The organism is Streptomyces sp. NPDC111802 (genome assembly GCF_055634335.1).
The window spans coordinates 58150-76025 of the sequence record NZ_JBVKCZ010000046.1; the positions used below are offsets into that span (position 1 = coordinate 58150).

At 72.1% G+C, this 17876-nt stretch carries 16 protein-coding genes and 1 pseudogene; 11 read left to right on the forward strand and 6 right to left on the reverse strand.

Annotated elements, in window-relative coordinates; translation table 11 throughout:
* Window positions 1-86 precede the first annotated feature (86 nt).
* Complete coding sequence (locus ACZ7NC_RS36655) at window positions 87-674, reverse strand: Rv1733c family protein (RefSeq protein WP_471494978.1); 588 nt, start codon at window positions 672-674, stop codon at window positions 87-89.
* A 275-nt stretch (window positions 675-949) separates the two neighbouring features.
* Between ACZ7NC_RS36655 and ACZ7NC_RS36660 the strand changes: the two genes are divergently transcribed.
* From ACZ7NC_RS36660 to ACZ7NC_RS36675, 4 genes are all read left to right on the forward strand, one after another.
* The gene (locus tag ACZ7NC_RS36660) at window positions 950-2035 is read left to right on the forward strand and encodes a WD40/YVTN/BNR-like repeat-containing protein (RefSeq protein ID WP_471494980.1); all 1086 of its coding nucleotides are present in this window, start codon (window positions 950-952) and stop codon (window positions 2033-2035) included.
* A 73-nt stretch (window positions 2036-2108) separates the two neighbouring features.
* Window positions 2109-2786: a uracil-DNA glycosylase gene (locus ACZ7NC_RS36665; protein WP_471494982.1), complete on the forward strand. Its 678-nt coding sequence runs from the start codon at window positions 2109-2111 to the stop codon at window positions 2784-2786.
* Window positions 2783-3760 (forward strand): N-acetylglucosamine kinase, encoded by a 978-nt coding sequence (locus tag ACZ7NC_RS36670; RefSeq protein ID WP_471494984.1) that lies wholly within the window; start codon window positions 2783-2785, stop codon window positions 3758-3760. Before ACZ7NC_RS36665 ends, ACZ7NC_RS36670 begins: the two co-directional genes overlap by 4 nt.
* Before the next feature lie 120 nt (window positions 3761-3880).
* Entirely contained in the window at window positions 3881-4804 is a 924-nt protein-coding gene (locus ACZ7NC_RS36675; RefSeq protein WP_471494986.1) for a sirohydrochlorin chelatase, read from the forward strand.
* A 66-nt stretch (window positions 4805-4870) separates the two neighbouring features.
* Here the strand turns inward: ACZ7NC_RS36675 and ACZ7NC_RS36680 are convergent, their stop codons facing one another.
* Together ACZ7NC_RS36680 and ACZ7NC_RS36685 are read right to left on the reverse strand one after the other, a co-directional pair.
* A complete protein-coding gene (locus ACZ7NC_RS36680; RefSeq protein ID WP_471494987.1) occupies window positions 4871-5926 on the reverse strand; it encodes a lactonase family protein in 1056 nt (351 codons plus the stop codon).
* Between the two features lie 259 nt (window positions 5927-6185).
* On the reverse strand, window positions 6186-7676 hold the full coding sequence (locus tag ACZ7NC_RS36685; RefSeq protein ID WP_471494988.1) for an FUSC family protein: 1491 nt from the start codon (window positions 7674-7676) through the stop codon (window positions 6186-6188).
* A gap of 216 nt (window positions 7677-7892) precedes the next feature.
* Between ACZ7NC_RS36685 and ACZ7NC_RS36690 the strand changes: the two genes are divergently transcribed.
* The 5 genes and pseudogenes from ACZ7NC_RS36690 (at window position 7893) to ACZ7NC_RS36710 (ending at window position 12910) form a co-directional block, all read left to right on the forward strand.
* Entirely contained in the window at window positions 7893-8372 is a 480-nt protein-coding gene (locus tag ACZ7NC_RS36690; RefSeq protein WP_471495010.1) for an Lrp/AsnC family transcriptional regulator, read from the forward strand.
* 19 nt (window positions 8373-8391) lie between these two features.
* Window positions 8392-9087, forward strand: a complete 696-nt coding sequence (locus ACZ7NC_RS36695; RefSeq protein WP_471494990.1) for an HAD family hydrolase — start codon at window positions 8392-8394, stop codon at window positions 9085-9087.
* A 133-nt stretch (window positions 9088-9220) separates the two neighbouring features.
* Window positions 9221-12029, forward strand: a pseudogene (locus tag ACZ7NC_RS36700) (beta-L-arabinofuranosidase domain-containing protein).
* A 91-nt stretch (window positions 12030-12120) separates the two neighbouring features.
* Window positions 12121-12573, forward strand: a complete 453-nt coding sequence (locus ACZ7NC_RS36705) for an SRPBCC family protein (RefSeq protein ID WP_471494992.1) — start codon at window positions 12121-12123, stop codon at window positions 12571-12573.
* 7 nt (window positions 12574-12580) lie between these two features.
* Window positions 12581-12910, forward strand: coding sequence for a TfoX/Sxy family protein (locus tag ACZ7NC_RS36710; protein ID WP_471494994.1), 330 nt, complete (start codon window positions 12581-12583; stop codon window positions 12908-12910).
* 27 nt (window positions 12911-12937) lie between these two features.
* Here the strand turns inward: ACZ7NC_RS36710 and ACZ7NC_RS36715 are convergent, their stop codons facing one another.
* Entirely contained in the window at window positions 12938-13735 is a 798-nt protein-coding gene (locus ACZ7NC_RS36715) for a LysR family substrate-binding domain-containing protein (RefSeq protein WP_471494995.1), read from the reverse strand.
* Window positions 13736-13793: 58 nt separating this feature from the next.
* Between ACZ7NC_RS36715 and ACZ7NC_RS36720 the strand changes: the two genes are divergently transcribed.
* Window positions 13794-14186, forward strand: a complete 393-nt coding sequence (locus ACZ7NC_RS36720) for a DUF5997 family protein (protein WP_471494997.1) — start codon at window positions 13794-13796, stop codon at window positions 14184-14186.
* Window positions 14187-14210: 24 nt separating this feature from the next.
* Here the strand turns inward: ACZ7NC_RS36720 and ACZ7NC_RS36725 are convergent, their stop codons facing one another.
* On the reverse strand, window positions 14211-15173 hold the full coding sequence (locus tag ACZ7NC_RS36725) for a Dyp-type peroxidase (RefSeq protein ID WP_471494999.1): 963 nt from the start codon (window positions 15171-15173) through the stop codon (window positions 14211-14213).
* A 166-nt stretch (window positions 15174-15339) separates the two neighbouring features.
* Between ACZ7NC_RS36725 and ACZ7NC_RS36730 the strand changes: the two genes are divergently transcribed.
* Window positions 15340-17505, forward strand: a complete 2166-nt coding sequence (locus tag ACZ7NC_RS36730; protein ID WP_471495001.1) for a TerD family protein — start codon at window positions 15340-15342, stop codon at window positions 17503-17505.
* A 125-nt stretch (window positions 17506-17630) separates the two neighbouring features.
* Here the strand turns inward: ACZ7NC_RS36730 and ACZ7NC_RS36735 are convergent.
* Window positions 17631-17876 (reverse strand): 2Fe-2S iron-sulfur cluster-binding protein (locus tag ACZ7NC_RS36735; RefSeq protein WP_471495003.1); only part of this gene is annotated, 246 nt, incomplete at its 5' end.

The window sequence follows — 17876 nt, forward strand, 5'->3', positions numbered from 1 at the left end:
GCGGGCCAAGGCCACGGAGTGCCCGGGCCTGCGACTGAGCGCTCCAAAACCGCTGTGTCCGGGGCCCGCCCGCCCCCTCACCACCGTCACCCTGTGGTCCGCCCACCCCACAACGGCCCGAACCGTGCCCACTCGTACCCCCATCGATCGATACGCCGGCTCTCCAGTCGGCTGCGGAGCGCCCGGCCCGCCACGAACGGGACGGACGCCGCGCAGACTCCCGCGAGGCCGCCGACCAGGCCGGCCCGGGTGCGGGCCTCGGACGGGGTGGCGGGCTTGGTCACCAGACGGCCCTGAGGGTCCGTCCAGACGGTGACCGGCGTGCCGACGCCACTGCCGGGGTGGACACGGGCCTGGCCGGTGTGGGACGAGCCGTCCCGGACGCTCCAGCGGACCTTCGCCCACACGTGCTCGCTGCTCGACGTGCCGGAGCGCGAGTCGGACGTGCCCGGCGCCTGCTCGGTGAGCAGGGCCACGACAGGCCGCCACTCGACACGCTCCCTGGCCATGCCCTGCTCCACCGTGCGGGCCGTCGCGAGGCCCGCGAGCCCTCCGACGAGGACGGGGAACAACCAGGCGGCGAGCAGCACCCAGGCCTCCACCGCGTCGGCCCGGCGCCTGAGCGGATTGCGCCGCCACCGCCACAGCCACACCTTCGGACCACGGAACGCCATCGAAGGCTTCCTCCTCATGAGCGCACGAACATGCCGGACCGACTCCCTCCCATACGGGAGACGGCGGGCGGATGCTCACGGCACCTACCGGAAGTCGACGGTGGCACGGGTCACGCGGCGTCCGCCGGTGTCTTCGTGAAAGGGCCCCGCGGCTCGCGACGGCGGGCTATCATCGCCGCGCTGACCTGCGACGTCACCCATTCCAGAGGTGACTGTCAGTGCCGGGGTGCAGACTGGCCCGTGTCTGAGACAAAGGCGTCGCGGAGGTGATCGGCATGACCGAGGTATTGCTCGCCGTGGGCACACGCAAAGGCTTGTTCATCGGGCGCAGGCGTGGTGGCACCTGGGAGTTCGACGAGAGTCCCTACTTCAACGCCCAGGCCCTGTACTCGGTCGCCATCGACACGAGGGGCGAGCGTCCACGGCTGCTGGCCGGCGGCGACAGCGCGCACTGGGGTCCGTCCGTGTTCCACTCCGACGACCTGGGACGCACCTGGACCGAACCGGCGCAGCCGGCCGTCAAGTTCCCGAAGGACACCGAGGCGTCGCTGGAGCGGGTGTGGCAGCTGCACCCGGCGGCGGCGGAGCCGGACGTGGTGTACGCGGGCACGGAACCGGCGGCGCTGTACCGCTCGGAGGACCGCGGCGAGACCTTCGACCTCGTCCGCCCCCTGTGGGAGCACCCGACCCGGTCGAAGTGGGTGCCGGGCGGCGGCGGTGAGGGCCTGCACACCGTGATCACCGACAAGCGCGACCCGAAGGCCGTGACGGTCGCCGTCTCGACCGCCGGGGTGTTCAGGACGGCCGACGGCGGCGCGAGCTGGGCGCCGTCCAACTCCGGTGTCGCCGCGGTGTTCCTGCCGGATCCCAACCCGGAGTTCGGCCAGTGTGTGCACAAGATCGCGCAGGACGCGGGGAGTTCGGACCGGCTGTACCTCCAGAACCACTGGGGTGTGTACCGCAGCGACGACGCGGGCGCGCACTGGACCGACATCGGCGAGGGCCTGCCGTCCACGTTCGGTTTCGCGGCGGCCGCCCACCCGCACCGCGGCGAGACGGCGTACGTCTTCCCGATCACCGCCGACTCCGACCGGGTACCCGCCGACCGGCGCTGCCGGGTCTTCCGTACGGCGGACGCGGGCCGGACCTGGGAGCCGCTGTCGGCGGGGCTGCCGCAGGACGACCACTACGGCACGGTGCTGCGCGACGCGATGTGCACGGACGACGCGGACCCGGCGGGCGTGTACTTCGGCAACCGCAACGGCGAGGTGTTCGCGTCGGCCGACGACGGCGACAGCTGGCAGCAGCTGGCGTCGCACCTGCCGGACGTGCTGTGCGTCAGGGCCGCGGTGGTCGCATGAGCCGTCACGGCTTACCGGCCGGCCTTGGCCACTGGTTGATCACCGCTGCCCGTGCGGCAGTAGGGTGACGCCCGTGGCACCACGACCCTTGCATGAAATCGTCGAAGCCGGCTGGGCGCAGGCCCTGGAACCCGTTGCCGAACGGATCGCCGCGATGGGCGACTTCCTGCGCGCGGAGATCGCCGCGGGACGCACCTATCTGCCGGCCGGGCCGAACGTTCTACGGGCCTTCCAACAACCCTTCGACGACGTACGGGTCCTGATCGTCGGACAGGACCCGTACCCGACTCCGGGACATGCCGTGGGGCTGTCGTTCTCGGTGGCGCCCGACGTGCGTCCGCTGCCCGGCAGTCTCATCAACATCTACCGGGAGCTGAACACCGACCTGGGGCTGCCGCAGCCGGCCAACGGCGATCTGACGCCCTGGACCCAGCAGGGCGTACTGCTGCTCAACAGGGCCCTGACCACGGCCCCGCGCAAGCCGGGCGCCCACCGCAGCAAGGGCTGGGAGGAGGTCACCGAGCAGGCCATCCGCGCGCTCGCCGCCCGCGGCAAACCGCTGGTGTCCATCCTGTGGGGCCGCGACGCCCGCAACCTCCGTCCGCTCCTCGGCAGCCTCCCGTCGGTGGAGTCCGCGCACCCCTCCCCCATGTCCGCCGACCGCGGCTTCTTCGGCTCACGCCCGTTCAGTCGGGCCAACGACCTGTTGATGAGGCAGGGCGGACAGCCGGTGGACTGGCGCCTGCCGTGACCGACGCCGCCGGCTTCCTCGCGGTCGACTCCGGAGGGTCCGGGATGCGGGTCGTCGTGGGCACCGTCGACCGGGGCGTACTGGCCCGGAGGGAGTCCCGCGAGCCAGGGCGTACCGGGGACCGGGGCATCGATCCCGGTCATTTCCTGGAGCAGTTGGTGCCCATGGTGCGGGCGTCGACGGCGGAGAGCGGTGTCAGACGGTTCGAGGCGGCCGCGATCGGGGCCGCCGGGCTCGCCAGTCTCGGTGACGGGCTGCGTGCCGAACTGCCGGCCGCGCTGGTGCGGGAGTTCGGGATCGGGCGGGTCGCGCTGGTCGCCGATGCCGTCACCGCTTACGTCGGCGCCCTCGGGGCCCGCGCCGGGGCCGTGGTCGCCGCCGGTACGGGGCTGATCGCGATCGGCACGGACCTGACGTGCTGGCGCCGCGCCGACGGCTGGGGGCATCTACTCGGCGACTGCGGCAGCGGTGCCTGGATCGGGCGGGCCGGACTGGAGGCGGCGCTGCGGGCGCACGACGGGCGGGCCGACGGGTCGGCCGTGCTGCTGGCGCGCGCCGAGGAGTTGTTCGGACCGGTACGGGAGTTGCCCGGCAAGCTCTATCCGCGCCCGGACCGTCCCGCCGTCCTCGCCTCCTTCGCTCCCCAGGTGGCCGCGTGTGCCGACGGTGATCCGGTGGCCGCGGACATCCTGCGGGCCGCCGCACGGCATATGGCCGACTCGGCGGCCGCCGTCTGCCCCGCCGCCGGGGATCCCCAAGTCGCGCTCACCGGCGGCCTGTTCAAGCTGGGTGACCCGCTCGTCGTGCCGCTGACGCAGGAGTTGGCGAAGCGCCTGCCGCACGCGCGGCCGGTGCCGGCCGCCGGGGATCCGCTGGACGGGGCGGTGCGCGTCGCGACCGATCTCGCGACGGACGCGCTCACTCTGCCGAGTGACGAGGCGATGCTCTGCGTGGTGGCCGAAAAGCGGGACTGATCCTCCTAGGCCGCCCCGTTCCACTCCGCAGGTAACTCAATCAGACAAAAGCGGACGGATACCGTTCACCTGCACCCTCCCCGAACAGGGGAGCCCAGGAAGCCAGTAACATGCGTCGCCATGAGCTCCCCCACTGGGCCCGCGTCCGGCCTGCCAGTACGAATGCCGCGACCTCGTCAGCCCGGGCGGCACCGCCGACCCGAGCCGTTGGCGGCTCCCGAGGGCGCGCCCGCGCTCGTCCTCGCGGTGCCGGGCACGCCGAGCGCCGCCACCCGTGGCCTCGCCGAGGAGGTCGTGAGCATCGCCCGCTCCGAGCTCCCCGGTCTCGACGCCCGGATCGGGTACGTCGACGGCGACGACGTGGAGTTCCCCACGATCCAGTCGGTGCTCGTGCACGCCGCCGAGGAGCGCACCGCCCGCTATGAGCAGGCGCTCGCCGCGGGTGTGGATGCCAAGGAGCCGGAAGGCCCCGTCGCCGTGGTCGTGCCGCTGCTCGCCGGCCCGGACAACGCGCTGCTGCGCGTCATCCGCCAGGCCGTGATGGACAGCCGTGTCGCGGCCGACCTGACCGATGTGCTCGGCCCGCACCCGCTGCTCGCCGAGGCGCTGCACGTGCGTCTGTCGGAGGCCGGTCTGGCCCGCGCCGACCGTGCCCGGCTGTTCACCGTGGCCACCGCCGCGGACGGCATCATCCTGGCCTCGGTCGGTGGCGAGGAGGCCGTGCAGGCGGCCGGGATCACCGGCATGCTGCTCGCCGCGCGCCTGGCCGTGCCGGTGATGGCGGCGGCCCTGGACCAGGAGGGCTCGATCACGGCCGTGGCCGAGCAGCTGCGGTCCTCCGGCTCGCAGCAGCTGGCGCTGGCGCCGTACCTGATAGGTCCGGAGATCGACCCGAGCCTGATCGCGGAGGCCGCGCAGGAGGCGGGCTGTTCCGCCGCCGAGGCGCTCGGCCCGTACCCGGCGATCGGCAAGCTCGCCCTGTCGAAGTACACCTCGGCGCTGGGCATCGCCCCGCAGCAGGCGCAGGGCACGCCGGTCCGCTGACGCGCACGTCACAGCCGTAACGCCGAAGGGCCCGCTCCCATCCGGAGCGGGCCCTTCGGCATGCGGTCACGCCCCGGGGCCGGGATCCGGTCCTACGACCACACAGGATGCCGCCGGCACCTCGATGGAACCCTCGTGGCGCGGAAGTCCCGTGTCCGGGTCGACGCCGAACCAGGACACGTCGCCGGAGCGCTCGTTCGCGACGTACAGGAATCCTCCGGCCTCGGTGAGCGCGCGCGGCCAGTGCCCGGCGCAGGGCACCGTGCCGACCAGCCGTAGTTCCTCGGCCTCGACGGCGAAGGTGGACAGCACGTCCTCGCCGCGTGTGGCGGTCCACACGAAGCGGCCGTCGGGTGAGGCGACGATCCCCGAGGGATAGGCGTCGCCGGCCGGCGCGCCCCGCAGCACCGGCGTCTCCGTCAGCGGCTTCAGCGTGCCGTCCTCGGCGTCCCAGTGGCAGACGGTGACGGTGGGGGTGAGTTCGTTGACGACGTAGGCGTACGAACGGTGCGGGTGGAAGGCGAGGTGGCGGGGCCCCGAGCCGGGGCGCAGGGCGATCTCCCGGTACACCTCCAGCGTGCCGTCGGTCAGCGTGCACACGCGGACGGAGTCGGTGCCGAGGTCGACGCTGACGGCCCAGCGGCCGCTCGGATCGGGCTGCACTTGATGGGCGTGCGGGCCCTGCTGGCGGGGCGTGTGCGGGCCCGAGCCGGTGTGCTGGAGGACCACGGGCGGGGCGTCGGAGAGGGTGCCGTCGGGGCGGACGGGCAGGGCGGTGATGCTGCCGGATCCGTAGTTGGCGGTCAGGACATGGCCGGCGAACAGGCTCAGGTGTGTGGGTCCGCTGCCGCCGACCGGGGCCGGTGATCCGGCGAGCTCCGGCTTGCCCCCGGTCACGCGGTACGCGGCGACCGCGCCCTCGGCCGTCTCGCTGACCGCGTAGAGCGTGTCGCCGTCCGGCGACAGGGCCAGATATGCGGGGTCGGGCACGTCACGCACACCGCTCAGCACGCTCAGCGCGCCGTTGTCCGCGGCCACGGACGCCGTGGTGATGCCATGGCCTCCGGCCGCCGTGAACGATCCGATGTAGGCCCGTCTCTCCCGCCTGCCGACGTCTGCCAACGCTGTCCCCTTCCGGTCGGATGCCGTCCGGGCTGACGGTAGCAGCGGATCATCATCGGTCTAGACCAAGGTCGCCTGATCGTCGGCGAGTTCGATCGTGTTCGGCCGCACGCGGGGGACCCGGCCCACGTCGGCCCCGATGGCGTGCGCGGCGGCTGCGCGGCGAGGGCGGTGACGTCCGTGATCGCAGGTCAGGGCTTCCAGCGTGCCCTGGACTCACCGGCACATCCGCGCCCGAGACTGACGCCGACCGGCGCCGTCACGCCCCCACGAGCGGCGAACCCGACGGCGTGCGCAAAGGGTGAGCCAGTTCGACCAGGGCCCGCTCCAGGCCGTGCAGATGGGTCAGCGCGGGGTCGAGCGCCGTCGGCTGCGCGGGTACGGTCGTGACCTCCGTGCCGTCGGTCAAGGACTCCACCGCCGTCTCGACGCGCCAGCACGCGGCGGCCAGGCGGGCGTCGTGTGAGGCTTCCGGGTCGGCGGCGACGGCGGCCAGGCCGCGGATCTCGCGGGCGCAGTCGTCGAGCAGGGCCAGGACGCGGCGGGCGCGGCGCTTGCGGGCCGGCATCGGGTTCAGCGGGTGCACTAGGGGTGCGATCGAGAGACGTACCCGGGCGAGCAGCTGCTCCAGTTCGGCCACCCGCGCGGCCGGATCGGCGGTCTCGTCCCCGGCGAGGCGGGCGGCGGCCTCGGCGGTCGCCGCGTGGACGCAGCGCAGGGCGCGCTGGATCCAGGTGTCGGTGATGGCGTGGGTGGTGACCGGCAGGACGAACAGCACGGCCAGCACGGCGCCGATCGCCCCGACGCCGGTCTCGGCGAGCCGCAGCGCCAGCAGGGCGGGATCGAGGACGCCCAGGAGGCCGTAGAGCAGCTCGGCGAGCACCGTGACGCAGAGCATCATCCAGGTGTAGGAGACGGCGGCGGTGTAGAAGATGCCGAAGACGCACACCGCCAGGAGCACCGCCGACGGGACCGCCGCCCCCTGCAGCGGGACGGCGACGAGCAGGCCGATGCCGATGCCGATCACCGTGCCGAGGACCCGGCGGAAGCCGCGGACCAGGGTCTCGCCGCGCGAGGTGGTGTTGACGAAGATCCACCAGGTGGCACCGACGGCCCAGTACCAGCGCTGCCCGGACACCAGCTGCCCCACGACCAGGGCGAAGCCCGCGCCAGCGGTTGCCTGGATCGCCTGGCGCGTGGTCACCCGGGCCAGCCCGCTGCCGACCGGCGGCGCGGGGACGGGTGCCGGGGGCGTCCGGCGCTCGTAGCACCACATCCCGAAGCGCACCGCGGCCGCGGTGAGCAGGGACAGCAGTACGGCGGCGTAGAGCTCGGGCAGCCGGGCCGGGGTCGCGTGCAGGAACTGCGCCACGAAGAACGTCATGAACGCGAACACGCCGAGGCTGTGCCCGCGCGGCCCCCACCGACGGGCGTACACACCGGCGCCGACGACGGCAAGAAAGGTCAGGTCGCGAGCGACCGGCTGGTCGTGCAGCTCGGCCGCCGCCGCGAGGACGGGGAGGCCGACGAGCGGCAGCAGCGCGGTGGTGACCGCCTGCCCGCGGACCGTGGCGTCGGTGACGGTGAACAGGGCGAGCAGCGCGGCGAGCCCGCCGGTGACGGCGCCGACGAGGGAGTGTCCGGCCAGCGCGCACACGACGACCGCGAGCCCGACGCCGAGCACGGCCCGCGCGGCGAAGCGCAGCCGCGCCCGCCCCGGATCCGGCGCCACGAACACCCTCTTCAGCACTACTACCGCCCTCCGAACCGGCATGAAAAAGGCGCCGCGGGATCCGCAGCGCCATCGACGGGTCCATTGCAGCATCAAGGCACCGCCTGGCTCAAGCGCCTCCTAGAATGGTGGGCCATTGGTACAGAGATTGCGGATCCCGGGCGTCCATCGGCGGACCAACGGACCATGACAGGCCGATGGCGGACCGGCCGGGAGACGAAGGAGGCCGGCACCATGCCCGTGGACGAGCTCGACACCCGCATCCTGCGGCTCCTGCTGGAGCAGCCCCGCACGAGCGTGCGCGAGTACGCCCGCCTCCTGGGCGTCGCGCGCGGCACCCTCCAGGCCCGGCTCGACCGGCTGGAGCGGGACGGCGTGATCACCGGCACGGGTCCGACGCTGTCGCCCGCCGCGCTGGGCCATCCGGTGCTGGCGTTCGTGCACATCGAGGTCACCCAGGGCCACCTCGACGACGTGGGCGACGCGCTCGCCGCCGTACCGGAGATCGTCGAGGCCTTCTCGATCACGGGCGGCGGGGATCTGCTGACCCGGGTGGTGGCCCGCGACAACGCGCATCTGGAGGACGTGATCCAGAAGCTGATCAGCCTGCCCGGCGTGGTCCGCACCCGCTCCGAGGTGGCCCTGCGCGAGCGCGTCACGCACCGGCTGCTGCCGCTGGTGGAGTCGATCGGGCGGGCGTCGGCCCGGAAATGACCTTTGACATCCTGGGGTCATGAGCGGACTCGGCGGCACTGCGGTCATCTTCGATCTCGACGGAACACTCGTGGACAGCGAGCCCAACTACTTCGAGGCGGGCCGCCAGATCCTCGCAGAGCAGGGGATCCCCGATTTCACCTGGGCCGATCACGAGCGCTACGTCGGCATCAGCACACTGGAGACGGTCACGCTCTGGAAGGACGAGTACGGCCTCGACGCCTCCGTCGGCGACCTGCTGGCCGCCAAGAACCGCCGCTATCTGGAACTCGCCCGCACCGCCACGCGCGCGTACCCCGAGATGCGCAAGTTCGTGGAACTGCTGGCGACCGAGGGCGTCCCGACAGCCGTGGCCTCGGGCTCGTCCCGCGAAGCGATCACGGCGATCCTGACCGGCACGGGCCTGGACGCCCATCTGCGCACCGTCGTCTCGGCCGACGAGGTCGCCCGCGGCAAGCCCGCCCCCGACGTCTTCCTGGAGGCGGCCCGCAGGCTCGGCGCGACACCGGCCGACTGCGTGGTCGTGGAGGACGCCGCTCCGGGCGCCGCCGCGGCGCACGCGGCCGGCATGCGATGCATCGCCGTCCCCTACGTGTCCGCCCAGGCGGACGCACCGGAGTTCGCGACGGCCGGGCTGCTGCTGCGAGGTGGTCAGGCGGAGTTCACGGCACGGGGAGCGTACGACTGGCTCGTACGCTCGGCGACCTCCGGCTGACCCTCGGCGCCGGCCGACCGTCAATCACGTCAGCACCGTTGACGTCCCCTCACCTCACGCCTAGCGTCTGGTCGACCATGCGCACACTGTTCGTCATTACGAACAAGTCGACTCCCCACGTGGAGGAGCACACATGGCACGGCCCCTCTCCAGACGATCCCTTTTGCAGGCCGCCGCCCTGGCCGCGGCGACCCCCGCGATCAGCCACCCGACAACCGGCCGGGCCGCGGCCGCCGTTCAGGAGGCGCAGGTCCTGACCGTCACTCCGTCCGCCTGGAGCGTGCAGCCCTTCGCCCTCGACGACGTGGCGCTCCGGCCCGGACTCTTCGCCGACAAGCGGCAGTTGATGCTCGACCACGCCCGCGGGTACGACGTCAACCGGCTGCTCCAGGTGTTCCGTGCCAACGCCGGGCTCGCCACGGGCGGTGCCGTCGCGCCCGGCGGGTGGGAGGGGCTGGACGGCGAGGCGAACGGCAATCTGCGCGGGCACTACACCGGTCACTTCCTGACCATGCTGTCGCAGGCGTATGCCGGCACCGGTGAGCAGGTGTTCATCGACAAGATCCGCACCATGGTGGGAGCGCTGACCGAGGTGCGCGCGGCGCTGCGCAAGGACCCGGCCGTGCTGAGTGCCGGCGGGAGGTTCGGTACGGCCGCCGAGAACGTCCGCGGGTCCCACCAGTACGTCGATCTCCCGGCCGCCGTCCTCGGGGGCACATCGGCGATCACCCTGTCCGCCTGGGTGAAGCCGGCCCACGACGGCAACTGGGCGCGGGTCTTCGACTTCGGCGACAACACGACCCGTTACATGTACCTGGCCGCCCGCAACGCGGGCGGTGTGCCACGCTTCGCCATCACCACCGGCGGGCCCGGCGGCGAGCAGGGCCTCGACGGCACCGCCGCGCTGCCGCTGAACCAGTGGAGCCACCTGGCGGTCACGATCGAGGGCGGCACCGGGACGCTGTACGTCAACGGCGCCGCCGTCGCCCGGAACACGGCGATGACCCTCACCCCCGCCGCCCTCGGCACCCCGGCCAACAACTGGCTCGGCCGCTCCAACTTCGCCGACGACCCGGTCTTCGCGGGCGCCTACGACGAGTTCAACATCTGGTCGCGCGCCCTGAGCGCCGCCGAGATCACGCAGTTGCAGAGCAGCCCGGCGGCCGACGCCGCGACCGGCCGGGGCGACCTGGTGTCGTACACCTTCGACGAGACCTCGGGCGGGACGTTCGCCGACGCCTCCGGCCGCGGGCTCACCGCCACTCTGCGCCGTACCTGGGGCGGGCCCAGCCACCCGGGGTTCCTCGCGGCGTACCCGGAGACACAGTTCATCGACCTGGAGTCGAGGACCACCAGCGACTACACGAAGGTCTGGGCGCCGTACTACACCGCGCACAAGATCCTCAGGGGTGTGCTGGACGCCTACCTCGCCACGGAGGACGCGCGGGCCCTCGATCTCGCGTCCGGCATGTGCGACTGGATGTACGCGCGGCTGTCCAAGCTGCCCGAGGCCACGCTTCAGCGCATGTGGGGGCTGTTCTCCAGCGGCGAGTTCGGCGGCATCGTCGAGGCGATCTGCGAGCTGCAAGGCCGAACACCTCGCGCTGGCCCAGCTGTTCGACCTCGACCGGCTCATCGACAACTGCGCGGCGAACGCCGACGTCCTCGACGGGCTGCACGCCAACCAGCACATACCGATCTTCACCGGGTACCTGCGGCTGTACGACGCGACCGGCGAGCAGCGCTATCTCGACGCCGCCCGGAACTTCTGGGGCATGGTCGTGCCGCACCGTATGTACGGCATCGGCGGCACCAGCACGGCCGAGTTCTGGAGGGCGCGCGATGTGATCGCGGGCACGATCGGCGCCGCGACCGCCGAGACGTGCTGTGCGTACAACATGCTGAAGCTGAGCCGGACCCTGTTCTTCCACGATCAGCAGCCGAAGTACATGGACTACTACGAGCGGGCCCTCTACAACCAGGTCCTCGGGTCCAAGCAGGACACGGCGGACGCCGAGAGGCCGCTCGTCACGTACTTCATCGGGCTGACACCGGGACATGTGCGGGACTACACGCCCAAGCAGGGCACGACCTGCTGCGAGGGCACCGGCATGGAGAGCGCCACCAAGTACCAGGACTCGGTGTACTTCAAGGCCGCCGACGGCAGCGCGCTCTACGTCAACCTGTACAGCCCGTCCCAACTGTTGTGGGCGGAAAAGGGAGTGACGGTCACTCAGGCCACCTCCTTCCCCCGGGAGCAGGGCAGCACGCTCACCATCGCCGGCGGCACCGCGGCCTTCGCCCTGCGGCTGCGGGTGCCCTCGTGGGCGACCGCCGGGTTCCGGGTGACGGTCAACGGGCAGGCGGTGAGCGGCACTCCGACACCGGGGACCTACTTCCCCGTGTCGCGGACATGGCGGAGCGGGGACACCGTGCGGATCTCCATGCCGTTCCGGCTCCGGGTGGAGAAGGCGATCGACGATCCCTCCCTTCAGACCCTCTTCCACGGTCCGGTCAATCTCGTTGGCCGCAACTCCTCCACGGAATACCTGCGGTTGGGGCTCTACCGCAATGCCGGGCTCTCCGGCGACCTGCTGCCGTCGCTGACTCCCGTGCCGGGCAAGCCGCTCCACTACACCCTCGGCGGCACCGAGTTCGCCCCGTTCCTCGAGGGCACCGAGGACCCGACCCACGCCTACTTCCGGCGCTCCGAACCCAGGGTGATCCTCGGCAACTCCGACTCCGGCGTCACCAACCCCGCGAAGTCCGACGGCTCCACACTGCTGGACGAGATCTGGGCCGGGGCACCTTTCGGCAGCAAGGGCGCGCTTGTCTCGCGGGTGCGGTCCACGGTGAACGCATGGGTCACCGCGGGTCTGCTGAGCCAGGCCGACGGACAGACGGTGGTGCGTACGGCTGAGCAGGCGACGTACGCCCCCTGATCCGCCGACCGGAACCCCCGCGCCGTGCGCTCGGCGTCCGGCGCGGGGATCCTGGAGTCAGCACCAGACGCCTTCGCGAACAGGTGAGGCCATGACGATCGACGTGTCGGCGGAGCGGGTGATCCCGCTCGCTCCCGAGCGGGTTGCCGAGTACGCCATGGACTGGCGGCACGACGCCGAGTGGACCCAAGGGATCCGCAGGGCGGACCTGACCCGCGAGGCCGACGCGGGCGGCTTCGGCGTCGGCGCCGAGGTCAGGCGGACGGCGTACTTCCTCGGCCGGCGCATCGACTACGTCCTGCGCGTGGCGTCGTACGACTTCCCCCGGCTGCTCGACATGGTGTCCGTGGCCGGGCCGATGCCGATGCATGTCACCTACGCCTTCGACCCGCACCCGGCGGGCACCCTGGCCCGCATCCGCGTCCGGGGCGGACCGGGCGGTGTCTACCGGCTGGCGGCGCCGCTCATGGCCCGCCAAGTCCGCTCCAGCATCGGCAAGGACCTCCGCGACCTGGAGCGAAGGCTCACATCACGCGTGGAGTGAGGCTGTCATGGCATACGACGAGGGGCTCGCCCAGCGGATCCGGGAGCGGGTCGGCGCGGAGCCGGGAATCGGCGAGAAGCGGATGTTCGGCGGCATCGCGTTCCTGGCGCACGGCAACATGGCCGTCGGTGTCAGCGGCGACGACCTCATGGTCCGGGTCGGCCCGGACCACAGCGACGCGGCCCTGGCCAGGCCGGGCGCACGGATCTTCGACATGACCGGACGGCCGATGAAGGGCTGGATCCTGGTCGCCGGGGACGCGCTCGCGGACGACGATGTGCTCGGGGCGTGGATCGACGAAGGGTTCGCCTTCGCGGCGAGCCTGCCGCCCAAGTGAGGCCGCGGTAAGTCCGCAGTGGGTTCGCTACGACCTGCGGCGGGGCTTCCCGCGCCGCGCGCCCTTGGCTCCCTTGGCGCCGCCGGTTGCGCCGCGCTGGACGCGGCCGGTTCCGGACTGGCGGCGTGCGCCGGCGCCGGTGTCCGGGTGCTTGCGCTTCGGCTGATCCGTGGCGGTCGGGGTCTGGGGCGTCGTACGGCCGCGGGTGCTGTTGACCGTGCGGCCCCGGACGACGCCGATGAAGTCCTCCACCCGATCCGTCGTCGCCTCTTCGGGCCAGGACAGGGCGACGCTCGACTGGGGGACGTCGACGAGCGGTCGGTAGGTGAGGTCCTTGCGGTGGTGGAGGCGGGCCAGGGACTGGGGTACGACGAGCAGGCCGACGTTGGCCGCGACGAGCTCGACGGCGTCCGCGGTGGTCGCGGGGCGCTCGAAGGCGGGCTCCCCCGGTGGCCGCTCCCAGTCGAGGACGTCGTCGAGGGGATGGAAGACGACCTCGTCGGCCAGATCCTCGGCGGTCACCTCCTCGACCGCCGCGATGACGTGGTCCTTGGGGACGACGACGACCGTGGTCTCGGTGTAGAGGGGGATCGCGCTGAAGAACGTACGGTCGACCGGGAGCCGTACGAAACCCGCGTCCGCGCCGCCGTCCCGGAGCAGGTCGGGGGCCTCGGCGGCGGTCACGGGGTGGAGGGTGAGGGGGATGTCGGGGAAGCGCTCGTTCCAGATCCGCACCCACTTCGCGGGCGTCACTCCCGGGACGTACGCGAGCCGGAACGACGGCGTCGCCTCCGGGGAGGGCGGGGGTACTTCCGAGCCTGTCACCTGGCCAGGTTACCGGCCGTGGTCGGCGGCCGTTCACTCGGTCGATACCCTTGGGACCATGACGTCGCACCAAAACACCCAGACGATGAAGCCCGCCACCGCGGCGAAGAAGCTGGGTGTGTACCTCGAAGCCACCCCCGCCGAGTTCCGGGAGGGGGTCGTCACACGCGCCGAGCTCAACGCGCTCCAGGCCGACCCGCCGCAGTGGCTGAGCGACCTGCGACGGGACGGTCCGCACCCCCGCCCGGTCGTGGCGCAGAAGCTCGGCGTCTCCATCGCGGGCCTGGCCCGCGGCGGGGTCACCGAGCCCCTGACCACCGAGCAGATCGACGCGCTCAAGGAGGAGCAGCCCGAGTGGCTGGTCAAGGAGCGCGCCACTCAGGCCGAGGTCCGCAAGGAGACGGCCCGGATCAAGAAGCGGAACGCCGAGCGCGAGGCACAGCAGTCCTGACCTCGCCCGGTCCGCCCCGGTCGGTCAGGCCGTGACGTCCTCTGCCCCGATCGCCTCCAGGAAGGTGGCCGAGGGGACGAAGAAGAGGGTTCCGGTGACGGCCTGGGAGTAGTCGAGGATCGGGTCGGGGCCGGATTCGGGGCCGCCCAGGAACATGTTGCGCAGCATGGCCTCCGGTATCTCCGGGGTCCGGGCGTAGGCGATGAAGTACGTGCCGAACTCGCCGTGGCCGGGCCTGCCGAACGGCATGGCGCCGCGCAGTATCTCCAGTTCCTCGCCGTCCGGCCCGGTCACCGTGTTCACGTCGATGTGGGAGCCGGGCACGTCGAGCTCGATGTTGGTCAGCTTGGAGCGGCCGATCACCTTCTCCTGGGCCTCGACGGCCAGGGCCTCCCAGGCGTCGACGTCGTGCACGTACTTCTGCACGAGCGCGTAGCTGCCGGCCTGGAACGCGGGGTCCTCATCGCCGATGATCGCCGCCTCGGCCGCCGCCGGGCCGACCGGGTTCTCGGTGCCGTCGACGAAGCCGAGGAGGTTGCGCGAGTCGAAGTAGGCGAAGGCCTGGACCTCGTCCTGGACGGTGACGGCGCCCCGCAGTCGCTTCATGATCTCGGCGGACAGGGCGAAGCACAGATCGGTGCGGGCCGCGCGGATGTGGAAGAGCAGATCGCCCGGGGTGGCCACGGCGTGGTGCCGGGGTCCCGCCAACTCCTGGAAGGGACGCAGTTGTTGGGGGCGCGGGCCCTCGAACAGCCGGTCCCAGGCCGCGGATCCCACGCCGGCCACGCAGCACAGTGCTCCGTCCGGACTGGGGAAGCCCACAGCTCGCACCAGTCCCGCGAGCCCGGCCAGCAGGTCGCGTACCGCGGGCTCGCCTCCGGGCTCGATCGTGACCACCAGGAACACCGCGACGGGCGCCTGCGGACTCAGCACCGGCTGCGGCAGCGCACCGGCCGAGCGTATGGACGACGGCTTGGATGACGGCATGGTTCCCCTCTCACCCTCGGACCCCGCCACCTAACGATGCCCGGCCGAACCGGGAACGATACCCGGCGAATTCGCGCACTTCTGGCGCGTGTGCGAGGTGAGTTCGGCCGGTTCGGCCGCAAAAACCCGCATGCGGACGCTCGTACGGGTCTGGGATCATCCCGGCATGGTCCACCCTCTGGAACCCCTGGTCGTCCGGCACACCCGTCGCATCCCCCGCCCCACCGGCCCCGCCGGAGAAGGCGCCGTCGCGGCGCGGCAGTTCGACGCCGCGCTCATGTCCGTGAGCTTCAAGCTCTCGGCGGAAATGCTGGAGCGGCTGTCGGGACTGTCCGAGGGCACGGTCGTCGACACCGCGGTGCGGACGCTGGGCACGGTCCGGGAGATGGCCGGCGACCATGTGCGGCACAACGTCTACTTCGTCGACTTCCCGGCCAACGTGCCGGACACCTACGACTTCTGGATGCGCTGCATCGCCGAGGCGCTGGCCGACAAGTCGGCGCGCGCGAGCGTGGTGGAGCAGCTGAGCGAGGGTGTCGTCGATCTGCTCACCCTGCCGTCGTACGGCCGCTACCAGCACACGTACGCCGAGATGCTCGGCCACCACGAGGAGCTGATCGCGGCGGCGGGCGACCGTATCACGGTGCTGCACCTCGGCGGTGACGCCGACGCCGAAGTCACCGGCCTGTACCTGGCGTTGGCGGGCAGCGCCACGCCGCTCGGCGAGGACGACCTGCGCGATCTGCGGGCGCTCGCCGGGATGTGCGCAGACGGGCCGCAGCCCGAGGCGATCCCGGTGCGGGAGAACCGTGCCGTGGTCAACGAGGCCCGGCTGAAGGCCGGTGCGGACCTGCTCCTGGACACGGTCACCGATGTGCTCCGGCTGGCCTGCGCGCTGTCGGGCGGTGATGTGACGCTGCAGGCGCCGACCCGGTTCCGGGCGCTGTCCCGTCCGGTGCGCCGCGCGCTGCTCGCCGGCCTGGACGGGGTCGTCGCCGCGTCGCCCGCCAAGCTGGCCGACGTGCATGCGCACCGCGAGGCGTGGAAGCGGCTCGGCGAGCGGCTGCACCCGCACGAGTACCCGCGCCTGCCGCAAGCCGCCGACGTGTTCGCGGTCGCCCGGCGCGAGAAGGAGGCGCGCTCCTTCGACAGCCGGGTCGAGGAGCTGCTCGGCATGCACGACGTCACCGGCGCGGTGGCACTGCTGAAGTCCGCGCCGGGCAAACTGTTCCGTTCCCTGGACCGGCTGCTGCGCATGGCCCTCGACCAGGACGAGCGCGCCACGGTCGCGGCCGCCGCCGAGGAGGTCGTGACCGACGTGTCCGGCCGGGTGGTGCTGTCGGTCCGCGAACACCTCGCCAACCGCGCGCAGGACACCGGCGAGCGCCGCGTGTTCGTGAACCGGCTCGGCCGCGCCTGGGTCACCGAGGACGACCGTCCGCCCGTGCCGCCACCCGAGCGGGAACGCCTGATCGCCGCGCTGGACGCCGAGATACGGCGCCGGCTGCCGGCTCCGGGCCACCTGCTGATCGACCCGGATGTCCTGGATGTCGCGCTGCCGCTCAGCGGCCGGGCGACCGCGGCCGGGCTCGGCGTGCTGCCCCGTGGCTCGGTGTCGCCGGTGGACGGCGAGCTGCTGCGCTTCTTCGTGTACTGGAAGCAGTCCGGCCACCGCACCGACTACGACCTGTCGGCACTGATGCTGGACGCCGACTACGCGACGGTCTGCTGGCTGGCGTACACCAACCTCAAGGACCTGGAGGGCGAGCACTCCGGCGACATCACCGAAGCGCCCGACGGCGCCTCGGAGTTCATCAACCTGCGCCTCGGCGCCGTGCGCGGCGACTTCATCGTGCCGCAGGTCAACATCTTCTCCGGGGAGGGCTTCGAGGAGGTCGAGGAGTCGTTCTTCGGGTTCATGCTGCGCGAGGCCGAGCAGCGGGGCCGCCCGTTCGAGCCGCGTACCGTTCGTATGAAGTCGGGGCTGCGCGGTCCGGGCCGGGTCGCGCTGCCGCTGGCGTTCCTGCGCGGGCCGGACGGCGGGTGGCGTGCCAAGTGGCTGCACCTGTACCTCAAGGGCCACCCGGCCGCCAACCGGGTCGAGGGCAATCGGGTGTCGGTCGCGACACTGCTGCGCGGCATCGTGGAGCGCGAGCAGCTGACCGTGCGCTATCTGACGGGTCTGATGGACGCCACGACGACGACCCTGTGGGACGGCGGGACGGTCCCTGAGGGTCCGGTCACCTACATCGGCCTGCAGCGCCCCGACGGGCTGCACCCCGAGTCGCGGATCGTCGTCCCCGAAAATCTGCGCGACCTGATCCCCGGGTGACTGTTAGAGTCGGCCGTGGCGAGGCCATGAAGGGACTTCCTTCTCAATTCCTTCTTGAACTAGTCCTCTCGCTTTCCTCGCCACTCAACTCTTACGGCCGATGCCGCTCGTCGCTGACGGGCGGCTCAGCTGTCGTAGTCCACCGTCAGCGTCTCCGACACCGGGTACGACTGGCAGGTGAGCACATAGCCCGCGTCCACCTCGGCCGTTTCCAGCGCGAAGTTGCGCCGCATGTCCGCCTTGCCGTCGGTGACCAGGGCCCGGCAGGTGCCGCAGACGCCGCCCTTGCAGGCGAAGGGCAGGTCGGGGCGGGTGCGTTGGGCGCCGTCGAGGATGGTCCGCTCCCTCGGCAGGGCGGCGGTGGTGGAGCG

Excerpts from the sequence above, each read along its gene's own strand:
- ACZ7NC_RS36655 (WP_471494978.1), bottom strand. The coding sequence starts at position 674 with ATGGCGTTCCGTGGTCCGAAGGTGTGGCTGTGGCGGTGGCGGCGCAAT.
- ACZ7NC_RS36720 (WP_471494997.1), top strand. The coding sequence starts at position 13,794 with ATGACGTCGCACCAAAACACCCAGACGATGAAGCCCGCCACCGCGGCG.
- ACZ7NC_RS36695 (WP_471494990.1), top strand. The coding sequence starts at position 8,392 with ATGAGCGGACTCGGCGGCACTGCGGTCATCTTCGATCTCGACGGAACA.
- ACZ7NC_RS36660 (WP_471494980.1), top strand. The coding sequence starts at position 950 with ATGACCGAGGTATTGCTCGCCGTGGGCACACGCAAAGGCTTGTTCATC.
- ACZ7NC_RS36690 (WP_471495010.1), top strand. The coding sequence starts at position 7,893 with ATGCCCGTGGACGAGCTCGACACCCGCATCCTGCGGCTCCTGCTGGAG.
- ACZ7NC_RS36705 (WP_471494992.1), top strand. The coding sequence starts at position 12,121 with ATGACGATCGACGTGTCGGCGGAGCGGGTGATCCCGCTCGCTCCCGAG.
- ACZ7NC_RS36675 (WP_471494986.1), top strand. The coding sequence starts at position 3,881 with ATGAGCTCCCCCACTGGGCCCGCGTCCGGCCTGCCAGTACGAATGCCG.
- ACZ7NC_RS36725 (WP_471494999.1), bottom strand. The coding sequence starts at position 15,173 with ATGCCGTCATCCAAGCCGTCGTCCATACGCTCGGCCGGTGCGCTGCCG.
- ACZ7NC_RS36710 (WP_471494994.1), top strand. The coding sequence starts at position 12,581 with ATGGCATACGACGAGGGGCTCGCCCAGCGGATCCGGGAGCGGGTCGGC.
- ACZ7NC_RS36730 (WP_471495001.1), top strand. The coding sequence starts at position 15,340 with ATGGTCCACCCTCTGGAACCCCTGGTCGTCCGGCACACCCGTCGCATC.